Origin of the sequence: Chroococcidiopsis sp. [FACHB-1243], from assembly GCF_014696895.1 — a bacterium.
GTDB lineage: Bacteria > Cyanobacteriota > Cyanobacteriia > Cyanobacteriales > Chroococcidiopsidaceae > Chroococcidiopsis.
On record NZ_JACJQX010000002.1, the window covers coordinates 265,478 to 283,907 of the forward strand.

Consider the following 18,430-nt stretch of genomic DNA (forward strand, 5'->3'; position numbering starts at 1 on the left):
TTCTTATTGATGGTCTAGATCGGGATTCAAACGGCTCAAAAACGTTCGCAATCGATCGCTTCTCGGACTAACTAAAACTTCCCGAGGCGATCCTTGTTCTTCAATTTGTCCTTGATGTAAAAACATAACGCGGTTGGCGACTTCCCGCGCAAATAGCATTTCGTGGGTGACGACGATCATTGTCATTCCATCAGCAGCAAGTTGTTGCATCACGCGCAAAACTTCCCCTACCAGTTCTGGATCTAAGGCGCTGGTAGGTTCGTCAAATAGCATGATCTGGGGGTTCATGCACAAACTCCGAGCAATCGCGACTCGTTGTTTTTGTCCGCCAGAAAGCTGTTCGGGATAAACGTTAGCTTTTTCAGATAAGCCAACTTTTTCTAAATATTGTGCGGCAAGTTGGGCGCTTTCTTTTTTAGATTTTCCTAACACCTTTTGCTGTGCCAGGGTTAAGTTATCTAATACATTCAGGTGAGGAAACAAATTAAATTGTTGAAATACCATTCCGACTTGCGATCGCAGTTGGCGCAGTACGTTGCGGTTGAGATTGGGACGTGATATATCGATATCATTAACAACTAAACGTCCGCCATTAATGGCTTCTAGGCGATTGAAGCAGCGTAGCAGGGTACTTTTGCCACAACCAGAGGAACCGATAACAGCAACGACTTCACCGCGATAAATTTCACCGCTAATTCCTTTGAGGACTTTGAGGGAACCGAAGTTTTTCTCTACACCTTCAAATGCGATCGCGGGGGTAGCACTATTCATACCTACGTTGGAAGTGGTTTGAGTTGGTTACAGGGTATGTTGATTACACTCCACTTGATTGTATTCTATGGCACAATACTCTCGTGTAGAAGGGGATAAAAGGAAGTTTAACTCACTGAAATTGAACTCATTACTGCAAGTATAGAAAATGCACAAGGAAAAGAAATAATGGCTACAAGTACGATCCGGTGGTTGCGTCGGTATTTAGTTATCAGCTTGTGCTGCTTGCTGCTAGCGATTGGCTGTGGTAGTAATAATTCTGGTACTAGTGGGACGGGGAATACAGGCGGTACGAAAACATTAACTGTGGGAACCGAACCCGCATTTGCGCCATTTGAGTTTAAAGGTACAAATGGTGAGTTGCAGGGGTTTAGTATCGATCTGATGAATGCGATCGCTAAGTCGGCTGGATTTACAGTCAATTTTCAAAGTTTACCCTTTGATGGTTTGATTCCCGCTTTACAGGGAAAAACGATCGACGCAGCTATTAGTAGCATGACGATTACTAAAGAGCGATCGCAAACAGTTAATTTCTCTCGTCCCTATTTTAAGGCAGGGTTGGCAATCGCGGTTCGGAGCGACAACCAAGATATTACGAATTTTGTAAGTCTCGAAAATAAAAGAATTGCCGTTCAAATTGGTACAACTGGGGCAGAAGAAGCCAAGAAAGTTGCAGGAGCGAAAATCAGTAGTTTTGATTCTGCACCTTTAGCTTTACAAGAATTGAAAAATGGTAATGTGGATGCAGTTATTAACGATGCACCCGTCACTTTATATGCGATTAAAAATGCTAACCTTTCAGGGATTAAAGTTGTCGGTCAATTGCTGACGGAAGAGTTTTACGGTATTGCTACGGCTAAAAATTCTCCTAATTTAGCTTTAATTAATCAGGGAATAGAGATAACTTTGGGTGATAATACATATGCTCAAATTTATAAAAAATGGTTTAATGCCGAACCGCCTAAATTGCCCGAGAAATCGCCCTTTGCTAACTAAAAAACTCGGATATCGCAATTATGACTAATGCATTCGAGATTATTTTTCAGGCAATTCCTACTCTACTAGCTGGTGCTTTAGTCACGCTCCAATTAACAGCCTTTTCTGTCCTTTTGGGATTAATTGGTGGTTCGTTAGTCGGAATTGCGCGACTTTCTCATATCGTACCTTTGCGCTGGGTGACGAGGGCATATGTCGATTTTTTTCGAGGTACGCCGTTGTTAGTCCAAATCTTTATGATTTATTTTGGCTTACCCGCGATCGCTCAACAAATCGGGTTTGATTTTTCTCTAGATCGTTTAGCTGCGGCAGTGTTAGCTTTGAGTTTAAATAGCGCGGCATACATTGCTGAAATTGTTCGTGCGGGGATTCAATCAATTGAGTTAGGACAATCGGAAGCTGCTGAATCTTTGGGCTTAGATTCAGTTCAAACTATGCGCTATGTCATCTTTCCCCAAGCTTTCCGCCGCATGTTACCACCTTTGGGGAATGAGTTTATTACTTTACTTAAAGATACGAGTTTAGTAGCAGTAATTGGATTTGAAGAGTTGTTCCGCAAAGGACAGTTGATTGTTGCCACCAACTATCGCGCTTTTGAGATTTATGCAGCTGTAGCGATCGTCTATTTGTGTTTAACTCTGCTGTCTTCTCAAGGATTTTCTTGGTTAGAAAAGTGGCTTAACCCCGTGGCTCGGCAAAAGCAGCAATCGGCTAAGCTGAGTTAGGAAGTTTGTGAAATTGCCATCGGAAGTTAATGATAGTGTCACGCAAAGACGCAAAGACGAGCCAGTGCGTTGCGGAGCCAGCGCCGTGCGGGGGTTTCCCTCGAGTCCCGCGACTGGCGTGAGGTTTCCTCCGTTGTAGCAACTGGCGTGCAAAGCAATTGTTTGAAGTATTGGTGTAAGGAGTTATTTACTTTTTGGCGCTGCGATATTTCCAAGGGGCGACGAATTGAGCATCGCTCCATACGCCTCGGCGCTGTGCTTGTGCTTGGATTGCGGCTCGTTCCACAACTGCGGCGCTGGGACAGTTTTTTAAGTAAGGTGTGTAGACTAATGCCAGTCCTTCCCGCGCCATAACTTCTTGGACGAGAGTACTGTTACCTAGACGTACCTCACTCACTTTTCGCCCGTAGCGATCGCTATCTGTAATTGTTAAATTAACGCGATCGCCTCCTTGATGAATTAATTTTTGTAACCGCTGCTGTGCCTGAAGTCCCCATTTAAATTGATCGACATCTACACGGCTTTGGCTCGCTCTTTCTTTTACAGAATGGGGGATCTCTGGTGCATCCACGCAAGCAAAACGAACGGTAAACTCATCGCCCTTAGCGTTTATCACCCTAATAGTATCGCCGTCACTGACGCGCTTAACTGAATATGCAGCAGCACCATAGCGCGGCTGACATCCTGTTAAAAACAAAATAAAAATAATTGTGAATAAATACGGTAATAGCTTTCGGATGAGTTGCACTGGTAATGGGTAATGGGTAGTTGGTGGTTGGTGGTTGCTCAGAATTACTCTGCTCCCTGCTCCCTGCTCGTGCGCTCCCTTTCTTCACTGATAACTAATGACCTTAGTAGTTGGTTTAATTAGCGGTACGTCTGTTGATGGCATAGATGCCGCTTTGATAAATATTACAGGCAGAACTGAAGATATTCAGGTAGAACTGTTAGCGGCAAACACTTATCCTTATCCTACCGATTTGCGATCGCAAATTTTAGCAGCTTGTAAAGGTGAAGCCATCTCCATATCTCAATTAGCAGCTTTAGATGATGCGATCGCGCTGTGTTTTGCTCAAGCTGCTCAAAACATCCAAGCCGGACATCCTCCCGCCGAATTAATTGGTTCCCACGGACAGACTGTTTTTCACAGACCACCCTTGAAAAAAGCTGAGGGAGCAACTCTCGACTCCCCTGTACGGGCGGGTTTAGCAGATAGCTTGACAATTCAAGCTGGCGATTTTTGGTCAAAACCCGCCCCTACAACTCCCGACTCCCGTACAGACGTTGCACGCAACGTCTGTACTACTCAAAACTTACTCGGCTACAGCCTTCAACTCGGACGCGGGGCTGTTATTGCTCAACTCACAAATACTCCAACAGTCAGTAATTTTCGGGCAGCAGATATTGCTGTAGGAGGTCATGGAGCGCCTTTAGTGCCGAAAGTTGACGCTTACCTGCTCAGTCACATGCATGAGGCGCGATGCGTCCAAAATTTGGGTGGAATTGGAAATTTAGCCTATCTTCCTCCCCGCAGTCATGTCAACTGGGAGGAAAAAGTTAGAGGTTGGGATACGGGACCAGCCAATACTTTATTAGATCTTGCAGTCCAGCACTTAACTGAGGGCGCACAAACTTACGATCGCGATGGCAATTGGGCAGCTAGCGGTACTCCTTGTCATCCTCTTGTAGAGCAATGGCTCAGTCAAGATTTCTTTCACCTCCCACCACCAAAATCGACAGGACGAGAGTTATTCGGCTGGGAATACTTACAACAATGTTTGGTTGATGCTCGAAGTTACCAATTGAGTGCATCTGACTTGCTAGCAACTTTGACAGAATTCACGGTTGCGTCAATCGTGCATAGTTACCGGACATTTCTACCGCAAATGCCAGCAAGAGTTCTTTTATGTGGCGGTGGTAGTCGAAATTTATATTTAAAGCAGCGATTGCAATTTCATTTAGAAGTACCAGTTATCACAACAGATGAAGCGGGATTGAGTGCCGATTTCAAAGAAGCGATCGCCTTTGCCGTTCTAGCCTACTGGCGACAACAAGGCATACCAGGCAACCTACCTCAAGTGACTGGGGCAAAGCAAGCGGTTTTGTTAGGTGAGGTTGTTGGTTGATGGTCACTGGTCACTGATAACTGCTCCCTGATAACTGATAACTGTATTTTGGGCAGAATACTAATGACAACTAGATGCCACAAATTTTTGCTGTGGTGGAACTTTAATTCATGCGAGATCCCAATCTCAACCGCATACTTGCTAACCGCTATCAACTTCAACAGGTGCTTGGAGCAGGGGCAATGGGTCAAGTGTATCTTGCCCACGATAAATTGTTAGGAGGAGTTCCCGTTGCTGTCAAATTACTAAGTATATCGATTCATAATAAAAAACTTCGCGTGCAAGAACGTTTTGAACAAGAAGCAAAAACCTGCGCTATCTTGGGTCAAAAAAGCATTCATATCGTCCGCGTCATGGATTACGGTGTTGTAGAGGAGAATGGTACACCGTTCTACGTGATGGAATACTTAAAAGGGAAAAACTTGAGCGATGTAATTCGCAATTATGCTCTATCACTACCGAGGTTTTTGAGTATCGGACGGCAAATTAGTCTTGGTTTAGAATGCGCCCACCAAGGAATTCCAGTTGATGGAAAAACTTATCCAATTATCCATCGAGATATTAAGCCAAGTAACGTTTTATTAATTCAAGATAATAGCTTGGGAGAATTGGCAAAACTGTTAGACTTTGGTATTGCTAAGTTACTCCAAGCAGATAGCAGTCAAACTCGATACTACATGGGAACGTTTGCTTATTCTTCTCCAGAACAAATGGAGGGTAGCGAACTTACTAATCGTTCTGATATTTATAGTTTGGGAGTCATGCTATTTGAGATGCTGACGGGTAATATCCCGATTCAAGCCAACACGGACTCATTTGGCGGTTGGTTTAAAGCCCACCACTATCAACCACCTCGTTCTTTCGAGACATCGGAACCAAAGTTTCCCATTCCGCCACAGTTGAAAGATTTAGTCATGAGCTGCTTGGCAAAAGCACCTAGCGATCGCCCGCAAAATGTGAGTGAAATTATCAAGGTTTTTACCCTGCTCGAACAGCCGCGCGATCGGTCTTTACCTTTAACGACTCAACCCATAACACCACAAACGCCAAGTAGCAGTAGTGAGCCAGCGAATACGATTGTTGCACCACAGCAAGGTCAACTTACCACAGATGCTATTTGTCGGCTAACTCGTTGGCCGCAAAATAAACCGATCGCAGATATTGTTTTTCCTCAATCAATCCAAATTAACGATGAAGAGAGTCCTGCTTTGTGGGTGATGTTATCTCAAACAGAAGTGAATAAACGTTTAGTCAATAGAACCTACAACCACTTCTTATTTATCACCTCGCCTTCTCCCATGATGCTATGGATTACTGCTCTCCATCACCGTACTTATGGGACAAAATGGTTGACTTACTATCTCGATTTAAAAAATAGTCAAAATCGAGACTTAATTCAATCAATCGGCATCAAGGGATACTATCGCATCCTTCTATTTGCGCGCGAAACTCCACAATATGCTAGTTCTTGCTTATTAATTCATGTTGCCTATAGCCAAGGAATACTGCTGCAACAATGGTATCTCCTCAGTCAATCTTCAAATATTCATGGTGATGTGCAGTTGAGTAAAAGTTTGCTTAAGCAGGAATACGAGAAGATCAAACCACAAATTTTGATGAAATTGGAAGCAAGTGTTTGATGGTTAGTATGTAGGGTGGGCAATGCTTACCCTACATACTGCTTTAACCCTTCTTTTGACAAAGTAATAAACCAAACCAATTTTTGGGATCTGTCCAAGTTTGGATGGGAGTTAATCCTCGTGTTTGTAGTTGTTGCTGTAGAGTTTTGAGGTTGAACTTACGAGAAATTTCAGTTCTGATTGTTTCTCCCTCAGCAAATTCAACGGTTAAATTGAGCGATCGCAAACCGTACAGATGCGATCGCAAGCTTCGCAAATGCATTTCAATTTGATGCTCGGTTTCGTTATAGAAAGCCCAATGCTCGAAGTTTTGCAGGTCAAAATTGCTGTCATAGCGCCAGTTCAAGTGTTGCAGCATATTGAGATTAAATGCTGCCGTGACTCCTTGGCGATCGTTGTAAGCTGCCTCTAAAACTGATTTTGGCTTTTGCAAATCTACACCCAATAAGAAATACTCTCCTACTTCAAGTGCTGCAAAAATCCGGGCGAAAAACTCATCAGATTCTGAAGGGGTTAAATTGCCTAAAGTACTACCAATAAAACAGATCGTGCGACTGGGTAAAAAAGTTGGCGCAAGTCGTTCTAGTGCAAGTTCGTAAGTACTGGCTAAAGCGCGAACTTTGAGCGTGGTATAGTCGGCTAAGAGTTGTTTAGCACTGCTCTCTAGTATTCCCGCGCTGACATCTACTGGAATGTAGTGTAGTGGGTATCCCAGTTTGTGATAAGCATCCAAGAGAATGCGCGTTTTAGTCGAGCTACCGCTACCCAATTCGACGAGTTCGCACGCACCTGTTAGCCGCGCAATTTCAGTTGCATATTTTTGCAGGATAGCTGTTTCGGTGCGCGTCAGATAGTACTCTGGTAATTCGCAAATTTGCTCGAATAACTGCGAACCTCGGTCATCGTAGAAGTATCGCGGTGGGAGGGTTTTAGGCGTTTGAGTCAATCCCGCGATCGCGTCTTTTCCTTCTGTGAGTCGGCTTGTCGCGATCGCTGCGGGAGCGATGAGATTCTCTATCTGCAAGCGTTGCTCGATGGAACGGGGATAGATATTGCTTGCAGTTTCAAATATGGACACGCTCAACCTCCGTCAAATTTAAACATACCAATCGCGATCGCCGATTTGCAATAGTCTGCGACCTTCAGAAGTAAAACACAAAGCCAATTAGCAAAAAATCATGCTGGAGTTAGATCAACTCAGCTACTACCAATTCCTTACGCATTTTCTCACAAATTTGTCATCGATCATTTGTTATTCGTCATTTGTGAGAACTAATGACAAGTGACTAACTATCGATGACATGTTAATCTTTCGCACACCGAAACCCTACCAAGATTTGCCGCACGCCTGGATGATACCAATTGCGAAAACTCGCTCTAAGCGCCCAAGGACGAGTTGCCCAACTGCCACCTTTGAGAACTTGATGCTGTCCGTCAAAATAAACTTGGGAATAACCAGTGTAGGGATAACTGGCAAAACCTGCGTAGCCATCAAATACACAAGCCGTCCATTCCCAAACATTGCCCAACATATCTTCACAACCATAGGCACTGCGTCCGTTGGGATGGGCGTTGACTGGTGTTGTTTGTGCGATCGCATAGTTATAATTGCACCGATCTAGGTCTAGCTCTACTTCCCCCCAAGGATAGGTACGATGAAGACTATTTAATGCATCCCAGCTAGCAGCTTTTTCCCACTCAGCTTCTGTGGGTAAGCGTTTATCGGCAAATTTGGCATAAGCTTCGGCTTCGTACCAACTGACACCACAAACGGGATGATTATCGTATTGCGGATCTTCTAACCAGTAAAGGGGTCGAGCGATCTGTTCTTGTTGCAACCATTGCCAACCATTTTCCGACCACCACACCGGATTATGATAGCCTCCCGCCTTCATAAACAAGCGATATTCAGCGCAAGTTACGGGATAGCGATCGATCCAGTAAGTATCTAAATAAACTTGATGTGCTGGACGCTCGTTATCTAAAGCGTCAATGGTATGACTCCCCTGCTCGAAGTAGCCAGCAGGGATTTTTATCGTTTGATTTTGGTAGTTGGTAGTTGGTAATGGGTAATGGGTAATGGGTAATGGGTAATTGGTAGTTGCTCCCTCAGCTTCCTCAGCTTCCTTAGCTCCCTCAGCTCTCTTCCCTGCTCCCTGCTCCCTGCTCCCTGATAATTGCAATAAAAACGCGATCGTCTCGCAGTGCTGGCTTTCGTGTTGTAGCATCCAGCGCCAGAGGCGTTCGTGTCGATCTAAGTCTATTGTTTCTAGGATTTGTAAAACTTCTTGCCTGACTGTATCTAGATAGTGACGAATAACGGCTTTACCTGGCAACTTAACGCGATCGCATTTTGGTAAACCGTCAGCCATAAACAAGCGGCGGTGTTCGGGAAATAGTGGTGCTAGTCCCGCATTACGTTCTCGCAGCCACAGGGATTCTGTGTAGGCAATATGACCGAAATGCCATCCTACAGGGCTAAAGTCAGGGTGTGCTTGAGCGCAGAAAGTTTCCTCTTCTACTTGCTCGAATATAGCTAAAGTTCCTTGACGACACTGCTCGTACCATTCTCTTAGTTGGTGACATTGCTGCTGGGGGCGATCGCTCGGTCTAAATTTGATGGAACTGGATTTCAAGGTCTTCTCCTACACTGACGATGCTATGTTCTGGCATAGAGTGCCAGTCACCTTTAAATAAAGGTTCGGAAGCAATGATGACTGCGGCTGGAAATGCTGGATCGTCTCGCAGCCAATAGAGAGAGGGAGAGTTGCGATCGCTGGCAAAACGAGAAGCAATTAGACGCTTGCCGTCGCCGATCAGCAAGTTGGCGGAAGCTCTAGTTTGATGGGACTTAGCCAATAGATCGAGATTGTTTATGGTAGCTGATAATGCTTGCTCTAAACTCATAGAGGGATTGGCTTGGACTTCATCTAGTAATAGCGCAAATATGTGTTCTGAGTCGGTACTGCCTTTAATTGCCTGGTAAGCAAAATCGCTGAGGCGATCGCGGATCGGACGATAGATGGTTTGGTGAAAATTCTCTACCCGCCCGTTGTGGATGCACAAAAGCCTTTGATTGTCAAATGGTTGGCAGTTACTTAAATCGACTGCTTGTCCAGGCGTAGCACTGCGGACGTAGGCAAGCACGCAGCCAGACTCGACATAACGACTCAAACTGGGCAGATTGACATCGTTCCAAATGGGTAGGACGCTTTTATAGGTGAACGGGTTAGTATCGCGCTGGGTATGATACCAGCCAACCCCACAACCATCTGCATTCAGCAATCCAGAATTCATTTCGCGGGGTTGATAGCTTTGGACGATCAGTGAGTGTTCTGGTTTGTACAGCAGTTTTTCTAGCGATACTATTTCACCCAGGTAGCCAAGTAAACGGCACATACTTAGGTATTTATTTACACAGCTTTACATTTTAGCTTGCGATCGCCATTCGTGACATACGATCGGCTATTACTATTTGAGGTGAGGCTGATGGCAAACGCAATTATGGTCATTTTTCCCTATCGCTACCAGCAAACATGGGTATTTGACGATGAAACAGTAGGATTATTTAAAGAACCATTTGTCAGTGGTATACCGGAAATGCTCGATATTTTGGTTAAAGACATTTCCCATCATAATGCAGGCTTCAGGCTATTATTTTCTGCTACTGCTTTCCCTAAATTTCAGACAGAATTAATCTGGATAAAAGAAGAATTTGGCGGTCATTGGTATTGTTGGCAACAGCAAAATTTAGAAGGTTGGCTTTGTCCAGCTTTGTTTAAATATTTTACCGAACCACCGCAAAAGATTTCTTGTAAAGCTGAGAGTTTATATACGTAGTAAAATGCAACTTCCTTCTGTCATCTGCCTAGCTCTATCCGCTGTCAACTATTCTTTAGTAAGATTAAAACTCCCATTATTAAAGGACTGGCAAGATGCCAGCCCCTCAAAATCTTCAAATGACCAATGACAAATGACTAACGACTATTTAGCAACTGCGTTACTTCTGCATGTGCTAACACAACGGCAGGTTCTTGCTGGAAGGCATTGTAGTATCTTCTAGCAAACTCATCGCCTGTTTCACATGGTGTTAATAGCGTGTGGATGTAAGTAGTTAACTCTTTGATGATACCTGGTGTAACTGGTTCATCTGCTTGTAACATTTCATCAATTTGCACGATTAATTCAGAGATGCGATGTAGCCAAGCAAATTGTTCGCGATCGATCGCTAATTGCAACAGTTCTCCACTCGATACTCGCCCGCTAACTTGTTCGTAAGCAATGCGTTCGGTATCTAACAATATACGGTGTAAATAGAGCAATTTATTCCGCAGATCGCGCAGATATTGATGTCGATGTATTCGTTGTAGCAATTTGTGAGAAGTCAATGGAATCCATCCTCCCGTTACAATAGTCTTTAATCGTTGAAATTTTTGCTGCTGCGGTATTTATTACAGATGGAGTTTAACAGTTAACGGCTTTTGACAATATGCGTGCGAATCGCAACTTAGATTTGATGGGCAGGCGATCGCGACTCTTTTATTGTTAGCACTTTATCGTTAACACAGTTCCATCTACCCGTCTCCTAAACGTTCTACGTCCGAGCCTTGTGTTTTTGTGTCAACGTTCTTTGTCGTGGTAAGTTGTTATCAGCATCATCATAATTGATGCCTCTTATATATGACTTATCGTATAGTAACATAAGATTAGATCTGTAGTAAAAGATGGGGAATTTACTACCTTATATATAGAAAACCGTATGTCATTAGCACACGCAATATTGGGCTTTCTCCTACAAGCAAAAAGGACAGGGTATGACTTGAAAACGAGCTGCTTCGATCGCTGCATGACTTACTTATGGTCTGCGGATCAGGCACAAATTTATCGAACCCTTGATAAACTAGTCGAGCAAGGATGGATTACCTATAAGGTTGAAATTCAGTGCGATCGCCCCAACCGTAAAGTTTACAGCGTCACTGAAGCAGGAAAAGCCGAATTAACTCAGTGGCTGCAAAGCCCTCAACCCATACCAACAGTAAGAGATCCACTACCAATTCAATTATTTTTCGCCGCACATCTGTCAAATGAAGCTACGATTCACTTATTAGAACGACAGCTAGCAGCACGACGCGACAAGTTGGCTGAATGCGAACAAATAGAACTACCAACGTTAAGCAATCCTATAAATAACCGCGAACAGTTGATGCAACGACTGGTATTAGAACTAGCAATCCGCAAAGAACAGACTTATATTGATTGGTTAAAGACAGCGATCGAGGTACTCACTCAAGACGCGCTCAATCCTTCACCGCCAGCAGCAATTCTCGATACACCCGCGTAAGATCTGCTATTTGATAATGAGCGTTTAACCCACTGGGGTTAGGTAATACCCAAATCGTTGTGCCAGACGATAACTCAGCTTGTCTTCCCATGACAGCTTTGGGTTGATAAAATGCTGTCCGATAGGCGCTGATACCCAAAATAGCTAAAAATCGCGGTTGATATTGTTCGATCTTGACTGCTAGCTGTTGTTGACCGAAGATCAATTCTTCAGCTTTTAACTCATCTGCCCTAGCCGTGGCGCGATCGACGATATTTGTCAAACCATAACCAAACTGTAACAGATCCCGGTCTTCAAACGGTGACAGTATCCGTTCTGTGTAACCCGCAGCGTGAAGCGATCGCCAAAAGCGATTTCCTGGGCGGGCAAAGTGATGTCCGACAGCAGCACTATAGAGACTAGGATTAATCCCGCAAAACAAAACATTTAAATTTGGAGCAATAATATCTGGAACCGTGCGCCCGTATGCCGCTTGAATTTCTGCCGTGGTAGGTTTGCGTTGCACCATCTCCTCACATTAAATTCAGCCCCTACAATGCTAACTTTTGCGCCTCTGCGTCTAACGCTACGCTAACGGCTTCGCCTTCGCTATCGCTAACGCCTACGGCTGATGCGTGACCTAAAATCAAATCTTTGACCCCAAGGCTTAACAATGCATCGTACTTTCACTCCTGGCATTACTCCACCCGTAGAACAATCTGTACCCGCTTGGTGGTTTGCCTTTGTAGGTAAAAAACTACTAGTACATCAAGAAAGAACAGCGAATCAAATCCCCCAACTTACTAGTTTAGAAGAGATTGGCTTAACTCCGATCCGGACGCAATTTCTCGGTACGTTAGGCGATCGCCCCTGCTACTGTGCCGAACTCCCCAAAGATATATCTACACCTACGGGCATGACATTACAAGGGCTGCGAGAATTATACGGTACGCTGGACGAAGATCTATTTGTTCTGAGCGGTCGTGCGATTCAAATCGTCGAATGGAATCGCACCCATCAGTACTGCAGTTACTGCGCTACCCCTACCACCCAATTACCCCACGAACGGGTAAAACGCTGTCCTAACTGTGGCTTAGTGAATTATCCCCGCCTCTCACCTGCGGTTATCGTCCTCATCTCTCGCGGTGAAGAGTTGTTATTAGCCCGCGCTCACAGATTTCCACCCAAGATGTACAGTATATTAGCTGGATTTGTCGAACCAGGCGAATCGCTAGAAGAAACGGTAGTGCGAGAAGTGCGCGAAGAAGTCGGGATTGAAGTGAAAGAGATTCGCTATTTTGGTTCCCAACCTTGGCCTTTTCCCAATTCTCTGATGATTGGATTTACAGCTACCTATGCTAGCGGTGAAATTGCGATCGAACCAGAAGAATTAGTAGATGCTGGTTGGTTTAACAAGCATAATTTACCCCAAATTCCCCCAAAGTTGAGTATTGCTCGTAAATTAATCGATTGGTTTGTCTCGACTCACTGAAAATAACGGTTTTGACTTTTGTACGGGCGGGTTTAGCAGACAGATCGATCGCCCCTAGCAGAAACTTTTGGTCAAAACCCGCCCCTACGCATCAACGTTAGACTAGGTAACTGGTAGCTTACCTATAACCCATGACTATTTTCACGCTGCGATCGGTTAAAAAAGACTTTGGCATCAAGGAAATCTTGAAAGATGCTAGCTTTAGCTTGGATGAAGGCGATAAAGTCGGGCTAATTGGGGTGAACGGTTCTGGTAAATCAACACTACTCAAGGCGATCGCCGGACTGGAACCAATAGATAGCGGTGAGATTTGGGTAAATTCGGGAGCTAAAATTGTCTACCTACCCCAACAGCCAAATTTAGATGAGAATCGTACTGTGTTAGAACAAGTGTTTGCCGATGGTGGCGAACAGATGGCGCTAGTGCAAGAATACGAAGAAATTTCCGATAAACTCGCGCACGGACAGGGCGATCTCGATAAACTCATGGCGCGTTTGTCGAAGGTTTCCCAGCAGATTGAAGCATTGGGAGCATGGGAAGTAGAAACTAATGCTAAAGTCATTCTTAGCAAGTTAGGAATTGAAGACTTTGATGCCAAAATCAGCAATCTTTCTGGGGGCTATCGCAAGCGAATCGCGCTAGCAGCAGCTTTGCTGTCGGAACCAGATGTGTTGTTGATGGACGAACCGACAAACCATTTAGATGCACTATCTGTTGAGTGGTTGCAGAGTTATCTAACTCGGTTTCGCGGTGCGCTGTTACTCATCACTCACGATCGCTACTTTTTGGATCGGGTCACAAATCGCATTATCGAGATCGATCGCGGCGACCTTTATACTTATTCCGGTAACTATGCTTATTATCTGGAAAAAAAGGCAGAAGTAGAAGAATCAGCCGTCAGCAGTCAGCACAAACACGCCGGAGTATTACGGCGAGAGTTGGAATGGTTGAAACGAGGTCCAAAAGCCCGTAGCACTAAGCAAAAAGCCAGAATCGATCGCATTTACGAGATGCAGGCGCGGGAATTTAAGCAAGTGCAGGGTAAGGTAGAAATTTCTACTCCAGGTCGGCGGATTGGGAAAAAGGTAATTGAGTTAGAAAATATTAGCAAGTCCTACGGCGATCGCCTTCTCATCAAAGACTTTACATATACATTCAATCCCGAAGACCGCATTGGCATTATTGGCAGTAACGGCGCGGGAAAATCGACGCTGATGGATATTATTACCGGACGAGTGCAGCCCGATTTCGGTACGGTGGAAATTGGTTCCACAATTCATATTGGTTATTTCGACCAACATTCTGAAGATTTGACGCTGAATGAAAACCAGCGAGTTATCGAATATCTCAAAGATGTAGCAGAGTTGGTTAAAACAGCTGATGGTAGCATCATTACGGCTTCCCAAATGTTGGAACGGTTTCTGTTTCCCCCCAACCAGCAATATGCACCCATCCACATGTTGTCTGGCGGAGAAAAGCGGCGGTTGTTTTTGTTGCGCGTGCTGATGAGTGCGCCCAACGTGTTGATTTTAGACGAACCGACAAACGATTTAGACGTACAAACGCTAGCGGTATTAGAAGAGTATCTAGAAGAGTTTAACGGTTGTGCGATCGTTGTTTCCCACGATCGCTATTTTCTCGATCGCGCGGTGGAGACTATTTTTGCGATCGAATCTGGTGGAACTTTACGTCAATATCCAGGCAACTATTCAGTGTATTTGGAATACAAGCAAGCTGAAGAGGAAGAAAAATCAAAAATTGAGAGTCAAAAGCCAAAAGCTGAAAGTCGAAATTCACTCCCGATTCCCGACTCCAGGACGGGCGCACAGCTGTGCGCCCCTACGATTCCCGCAGCCAAATCGCGCAAGCTATCTTTCAAAGAAAAACGGGAATATGAAACGCTAGAGACTCAAATTCCCGAGATGGAAACGCAAAAGGAAGAGTTAGAAAAGATTTTCTACAACAACCCTCCTAGCGATTTTACCGAAATGCAGCAGTTATCCGAGCAGTTAGCTCAATTAGTGCAAGCAATCGATACGGCAACCGAACGTTGGTTAGAACTGGCAGAACGTGAAAATGATTAACGGAGAGGGTGAGATTCGAACTCACGGACCTTTTGGGTCATTCGATTTCAAGTCGAACGCAATCGACCACTCTGCCACCTCTCCAATTTAGCTACTAGCTGTTAGCTAGATCTAAAAGCTAATAAATGATAGCACATTCTATTTTCTATGCAGGCTGCACGAGCTGACTTTGTTGCTGATAAAGGATTTGCTCTGACGCTATTTGATAATCTCGATCTACCCAAACGAGAGACACTTGAGATACTATCCCAGATTGCAGATAGACTAAGGAAAAATTGCGCTGGCGATCGCTGCCATTTTCAATGATTCTAGGTACGCTAGCAGCATTGAGATAAACTGTTTCGCAGCCAACATGAACTGGCTTACGCAAGTACTTTTGGGTGTGGCGTAGTTTATGGTGCATATGACCAAATGTGACCAAAGGAATCTGTTTTCCTGCGGCACGAGTTTGCGCGATCGCCTCTGTCAAATCTGGATCGCCAAAGTCACCCCCCAAGGGTTGCCAGTCCTTGCCACAAGGGTCTTCAGGGCAATCTCCTAACCCTGATGGTCCGTTATGTCCGAGATAAATGACGGTATCGTAGGTGGCGCTACGAGCTGCTGCTATAATGCGTGCGGTAGACTCCTCAAAGCTTGCTACGCCAAATCTTTCTTGATAGAAGTCTTCGTTTTTCCAGCTCGAACCACCCCAAGTAAACGGACGGCTACCAACAACAGTTAAATTTAGTTTAGGAAAGTCTAGTTTGCCATAACCAACATGGGCTTCTCCTAATAAGTCTATTTGTTCTTGCACCCAGTCTTCTTTTTTTCGATCGTAAGGACACTTCTGGCGACCCCACGCAGTAGCGGTATACCAAGCGTCGTGGTTGCCAAACACTGCTGCTTTAGGAATGTCGAGATCGGCGATCGCTTTGACTACATCTACTGATTCATTGCCGTAGTCACCTACAAATAATGCAAGGTCGATACCTAGTTTTTGCAATATTATGCCATCTGCTGCTTCCCATTGGTCGTGAATATCACCGACAACTGCAATGACGGTTGTTTCATCCTGTTTGCTTTGACTGGTCATGCTTCATTCCCGATCTTCTTTATCCAGCATAGAAAAGCATGACGGCTTTTGGCACTGCCATTAGGTGTTAGGAAAGATTTTGCCTCTACCAGCATCCAGTTTTGGTAAAAAATACTATAATTGTAAAAAGACCAGAAATTGTAAGTTTTATCTATTTGAATTGTGTTTACAACTGCGATCGTCCAAAATAATCCAACCTGTGAAATACCTGTAGACTTGTTTGCAGCAATTCAAGCTTTAAAACAAGAGCTGAACGCTGTGATTCTGGCACACTACTATCAAGAACCAGACATTCAAGACATTGCTGATTATATTGGCGACTCATTAGGGTTGGCTCAACAAGCTGCGAAGACTAATGCTGAAGTTATTGTCTTTGCTGGCGTTCACTTCATGGCAGAAACAGCCAAGATTCTCAATCCTAATAAACTCGTACTTTTGCCAGATTTAGCAGCAGGTTGTTCTTTAGCAGATAGTTGTCCTGCTCAAGAGTTTGTCGCTTTCAAAGCAGCACATCCAGACCACTTAGTCATTTCTTATATTAACTGTACTGCCGAAATTAAGGCGATGAGCGATATTATTTGTACCAGTTCTAATGCGGTGCAAATTGTACGCCAAATCCCTCTAGATAGACCAATTATTTTTGCTCCAGACCGCAATTTAGGGCGATATGTCATGCAACAAACTGGTCGAAATATGTTGCTGTGGCAAGGTAGCTGTATCGTCCATGAAACATTTTCAGAAAAGAAACTCGTTCAATTAAAAATTCAGCATCCAGCAGCGGAAGTTTTAGCTCACCCTGAATGCGAACCTCCTATCTTGCGCCATGCAGATTATGTTGGTTCTACAACAGCTTTGTTAAAATATTGTCAAAAGAGTACCGCGAATTCTTTTATCGTCGCCACTGAACCAGGAATTATTCATCAAATGCGGAAAGAAGCTCCTCATAAAAATTTTATTCCTGCACCACCAATAAATAGTAATTGTAATTGCAATGAATGCCCGTATATGCGATTGAATACTTTAGAAAAGCTTTATTTAGCAATGAAGAACCGCAGCCCAGAAATTAAATTATCAGAAGAAATCGTCACGGCTGCTTTGAATCCACTACAGCGTATGTTAGCAATGAGTACTAAGCAAATCTAAGTCTACGGTTAACATATGGTTGAAATATATAGCTCTTTCATATGAGCTGAGTTTAATTTTTGAAAGCTACAAACTCAATATTAGTAGCAATGTATTTGAGAAAAGTGTTTTCAGTCAGCCACCGATCTAAGCTTTCAAAACTATGATGGTTAACGTAGGAAATACGATTTTTAGGTAGAAGTTGTCTATGCCAGAGATCGATGAGCTGGAACTGACTCTGACTAAGGAGGTTTTTTACTAGTTTTTTAGTATATAAGCGATCGTGATAAAAATCTCCCTGTAAATGTGCTAAGCGTTGAGTCCAAGACAAGTAGTAGGGCAAGAAGAAACAAAAGAATAAGCCTTGTGGACTGAGTACCCGCCGAATTTCATGTAAAGATGCAAGATCGTTTGAAACGTGTTCGAGGACACCAAAACTCAAGACGACATCAAAGGTAGCATCATTAAAGGGAAGTAAATAGGGATGTTCTAAAGAGACGACTGATATGGATGCGCGATCGATAATAGGCGCATCCTGACCAAATGCTGCACCACTAGTCACATCACAACTAGTTACCATAGCACCCATTTCACGTAGTAAAAAAGAAATGTGACCTTTACCGCATCCCCAATCTAGTACGCGCAAAGTTGTTAACTTAGTTTTGAACCAAGCTTCAGAACAAACTCGGACGTAGTTCGTCAAGTATAGATAAACATTGTGAGCAGCTGGATTTGTCAAAAAAGCGTGGCTTTCTGTATGCTTGACTATTTCAATCAACTGATGATTGAGTAAGAGGCGCTGCTGAAACTGTGTCTTTCTGAGAGCTATAATATTTTGCTTGCTCTGCATTAACCTTATCTATATCTATTTTTAAACAAATTTACTCTGTACCTTAGTATGTAAGTTTAACCAACACAAAATTTTACTTTACAATGTGCATCATAGCAAAAGCCTCGCTCTGTAGAGCGAGGCTTTTGAGGAAAAATGAACCTGGCGCGGAGCTATTGTGCCGTGGGGCGACCCCCAGAGTATCGTCGCCGCAGTCGCGTTTCACACCTGAGTTCGGGATGGAGTCAGAGTG

Annotated in this window: 16 protein-coding genes, 1 tRNA gene and 1 pseudogene; 8 read left to right on the plus strand and 10 right to left on the minus strand. The window is 44.0% G+C overall.

Annotated features, from left to right (window positions below; genetic code table 11):
* Window positions 1–3: 3 nt before the first annotated feature.
* Complete coding sequence (locus H6G17_RS02555; protein WP_192153836.1) at window positions 4–771, minus strand: amino acid ABC transporter ATP-binding protein; 768 nt, start codon at window positions 769–771, stop codon at window positions 4–6.
* Between the two features lie 168 nt (window positions 772–939).
* On the opposite strand from H6G17_RS02555, the pseudogene H6G17_RS34485 reads away from it, so the two are divergent.
* Window positions 940–2,492: pseudogene (locus tag H6G17_RS34485) on the plus strand (ABC transporter permease subunit).
* A 187-nt stretch (window positions 2,493–2,679) separates the two neighbouring features.
* Here H6G17_RS34485 and H6G17_RS02565 read toward each other — a convergent pair.
* Window positions 2,680–3,240 carry a thermonuclease family protein gene (locus tag H6G17_RS02565; RefSeq protein ID WP_192153838.1) on the minus strand — a complete coding sequence of 187 codons (561 nt, stop codon included), beginning with the start codon at window positions 3,238–3,240 and terminating at the stop codon, window positions 2,680–2,682.
* A 97-nt stretch (window positions 3,241–3,337) separates the two neighbouring features.
* On the opposite strand from H6G17_RS02565, the gene H6G17_RS33275 reads away from it, so the two are divergent.
* The gene (locus H6G17_RS33275; protein ID WP_192153840.1) at window positions 3,338–4,618 is read left to right on the plus strand and encodes an anhydro-N-acetylmuramic acid kinase; all 1,281 of its coding nucleotides are present in this window, start codon (window positions 3,338–3,340) and stop codon (window positions 4,616–4,618) included.
* Window positions 4,619–4,728: 110 nt separating this feature from the next.
* Window positions 4,729–6,258 carry a serine/threonine-protein kinase gene (locus tag H6G17_RS02575; RefSeq protein WP_192153842.1) on the plus strand — a complete coding sequence of 510 codons (1,530 nt, stop codon included), beginning with the start codon at window positions 4,729–4,731 and terminating at the stop codon, window positions 6,256–6,258.
* A 43-nt stretch (window positions 6,259–6,301) separates the two neighbouring features.
* On the opposite strand, the gene egtD is transcribed toward H6G17_RS02575, so the two are convergent.
* The 3 genes from egtD to egtC form a co-directional block, all read right to left on the minus strand.
* On the minus strand, window positions 6,302–7,336 hold the full coding sequence (gene egtD, locus H6G17_RS02580) for an L-histidine N(alpha)-methyltransferase (protein ID WP_192153844.1): 1,035 nt from the start codon (window positions 7,334–7,336) through the stop codon (window positions 6,302–6,304).
* Between the two features lie 226 nt (window positions 7,337–7,562).
* Window positions 7,563–8,894: an SUMF1/EgtB/PvdO family nonheme iron enzyme gene (locus H6G17_RS02585; RefSeq protein ID WP_192153846.1), complete on the minus strand. Its 1,332-nt coding sequence runs from the start codon at window positions 8,892–8,894 to the stop codon at window positions 7,563–7,565.
* Entirely contained in the window at window positions 8,869–9,657 is a 789-nt protein-coding gene (gene egtC / locus H6G17_RS02590; RefSeq protein WP_192153848.1) for an ergothioneine biosynthesis protein EgtC, read from the minus strand. The genes H6G17_RS02585 and egtC overlap by 26 nt, the downstream gene beginning before the upstream one ends.
* A 90-nt stretch (window positions 9,658–9,747) precedes the next feature.
* Here egtC and H6G17_RS02595 point away from each other — a divergent pair, with 90 nt between their 5' ends.
* The gene (locus tag H6G17_RS02595) at window positions 9,748–10,098 is read left to right on the plus strand and encodes a DUF6717 family protein (protein ID WP_192153850.1); all 351 of its coding nucleotides are present in this window, start codon (window positions 9,748–9,750) and stop codon (window positions 10,096–10,098) included.
* Window positions 10,099–10,235: 137 nt separating this feature from the next.
* On the opposite strand, the gene H6G17_RS02600 is transcribed toward H6G17_RS02595, so the two are convergent.
* Window positions 10,236–10,646, minus strand: a complete 411-nt coding sequence (locus tag H6G17_RS02600) for a hypothetical protein (protein ID WP_192153852.1) — start codon at window positions 10,644–10,646, stop codon at window positions 10,236–10,238.
* 371 nt (window positions 10,647–11,017) lie between these two features.
* Between H6G17_RS02600 and H6G17_RS02605 the strand changes: the two genes are divergently transcribed.
* The gene (locus tag H6G17_RS02605) at window positions 11,018–11,599 is read left to right on the plus strand and encodes a PadR family transcriptional regulator (protein WP_106546385.1); all 582 of its coding nucleotides are present in this window, start codon (window positions 11,018–11,020) and stop codon (window positions 11,597–11,599) included.
* Here H6G17_RS02605 and mug read toward each other — a convergent pair.
* On the minus strand, window positions 11,556–12,107 hold the full coding sequence (gene mug, locus H6G17_RS02610) for a G/U mismatch-specific DNA glycosylase (protein WP_192153854.1): 552 nt from the start codon (window positions 12,105–12,107) through the stop codon (window positions 11,556–11,558). The two genes, H6G17_RS02605 and mug, sit on opposite strands and share 44 nt — an antisense overlap.
* A gap of 144 nt (window positions 12,108–12,251) precedes the next feature.
* Here mug and nudC point away from each other — a divergent pair, with 144 nt between their 5' ends.
* Both nudC and H6G17_RS02620 read left to right on the plus strand, forming a co-directional pair.
* Window positions 12,252–13,070, plus strand: coding sequence for an NAD(+) diphosphatase (gene nudC / locus H6G17_RS02615; protein ID WP_192153855.1), 819 nt, complete (start codon window positions 12,252–12,254; stop codon window positions 13,068–13,070).
* 131 nt (window positions 13,071–13,201) lie between these two features.
* Window positions 13,202–15,154, plus strand: coding sequence for an ABC-F family ATP-binding cassette domain-containing protein (locus H6G17_RS02620; RefSeq protein ID WP_192153857.1), 1,953 nt, complete (start codon window positions 13,202–13,204; stop codon window positions 15,152–15,154).
* On the opposite strand, the gene H6G17_RS02625 is transcribed toward H6G17_RS02620, so the two are convergent.
* A tRNA-Ser gene (locus H6G17_RS02625) sits at window positions 15,155–15,238 on the minus strand. It abuts the gene before it with no gap.
* 61 nt (window positions 15,239–15,299) lie between these two features.
* Window positions 15,300–16,226: a TIGR04168 family protein gene (locus tag H6G17_RS02630; protein WP_192153859.1), complete on the minus strand. Its 927-nt coding sequence runs from the start codon at window positions 16,224–16,226 to the stop codon at window positions 15,300–15,302.
* Between the two features lie 162 nt (window positions 16,227–16,388).
* On the opposite strand from H6G17_RS02630, the gene nadA reads away from it, so the two are divergent.
* On the plus strand, window positions 16,389–17,369 hold the full coding sequence (nadA, locus tag H6G17_RS02635) for a quinolinate synthase NadA (protein ID WP_192153861.1): 981 nt from the start codon (window positions 16,389–16,391) through the stop codon (window positions 17,367–17,369).
* A gap of 52 nt (window positions 17,370–17,421) precedes the next feature.
* Here nadA and H6G17_RS02640 read toward each other — a convergent pair whose 3' ends face one another.
* Window positions 17,422–18,198: a class I SAM-dependent methyltransferase gene (locus H6G17_RS02640; protein WP_192153863.1), complete on the minus strand. Its 777-nt coding sequence runs from the start codon at window positions 18,196–18,198 to the stop codon at window positions 17,422–17,424.
* Between the last annotated feature and the right edge of the window lie 232 nt (window positions 18,199–18,430).

Coding starts and splice junctions, on each gene's coding strand:
- H6G17_RS02630 (WP_192153859.1), bottom strand. CDS start 16,226: ATGACCAGTCAAAGCAAACAGGATGAAACAACCGTCATTGCAGTTGTC.
- H6G17_RS02555 (WP_192153836.1), bottom strand. CDS start 771: ATGAATAGTGCTACCCCCGCGATCGCATTTGAAGGTGTAGAGAAAAAC.
- H6G17_RS02620 (WP_192153857.1), top strand. CDS start 13,202: ATGACTATTTTCACGCTGCGATCGGTTAAAAAAGACTTTGGCATCAAG.
- H6G17_RS02575 (WP_192153842.1), top strand. CDS start 4,729: ATGCGAGATCCCAATCTCAACCGCATACTTGCTAACCGCTATCAACTT.
- H6G17_RS02640 (WP_192153863.1), bottom strand. CDS start 18,198: ATGCAGAGCAAGCAAAATATTATAGCTCTCAGAAAGACACAGTTTCAG.
- mug (WP_192153854.1), bottom strand. CDS start 12,107: ATGGTGCAACGCAAACCTACCACGGCAGAAATTCAAGCGGCATACGGG.
- egtC (WP_192153848.1), bottom strand. CDS start 9,657: ATGTGCCGTTTACTTGGCTACCTGGGTGAAATAGTATCGCTAGAAAAA.
- H6G17_RS02605 (WP_106546385.1), top strand. CDS start 11,018: ATGTCATTAGCACACGCAATATTGGGCTTTCTCCTACAAGCAAAAAGG.
- H6G17_RS02595 (WP_192153850.1), top strand. CDS start 9,748: ATGGCAAACGCAATTATGGTCATTTTTCCCTATCGCTACCAGCAAACA.
- nudC (WP_192153855.1), top strand. CDS start 12,252: ATGCATCGTACTTTCACTCCTGGCATTACTCCACCCGTAGAACAATCT.
- H6G17_RS33275 (WP_192153840.1), top strand. CDS start 3,338: ATGACCTTAGTAGTTGGTTTAATTAGCGGTACGTCTGTTGATGGCATA.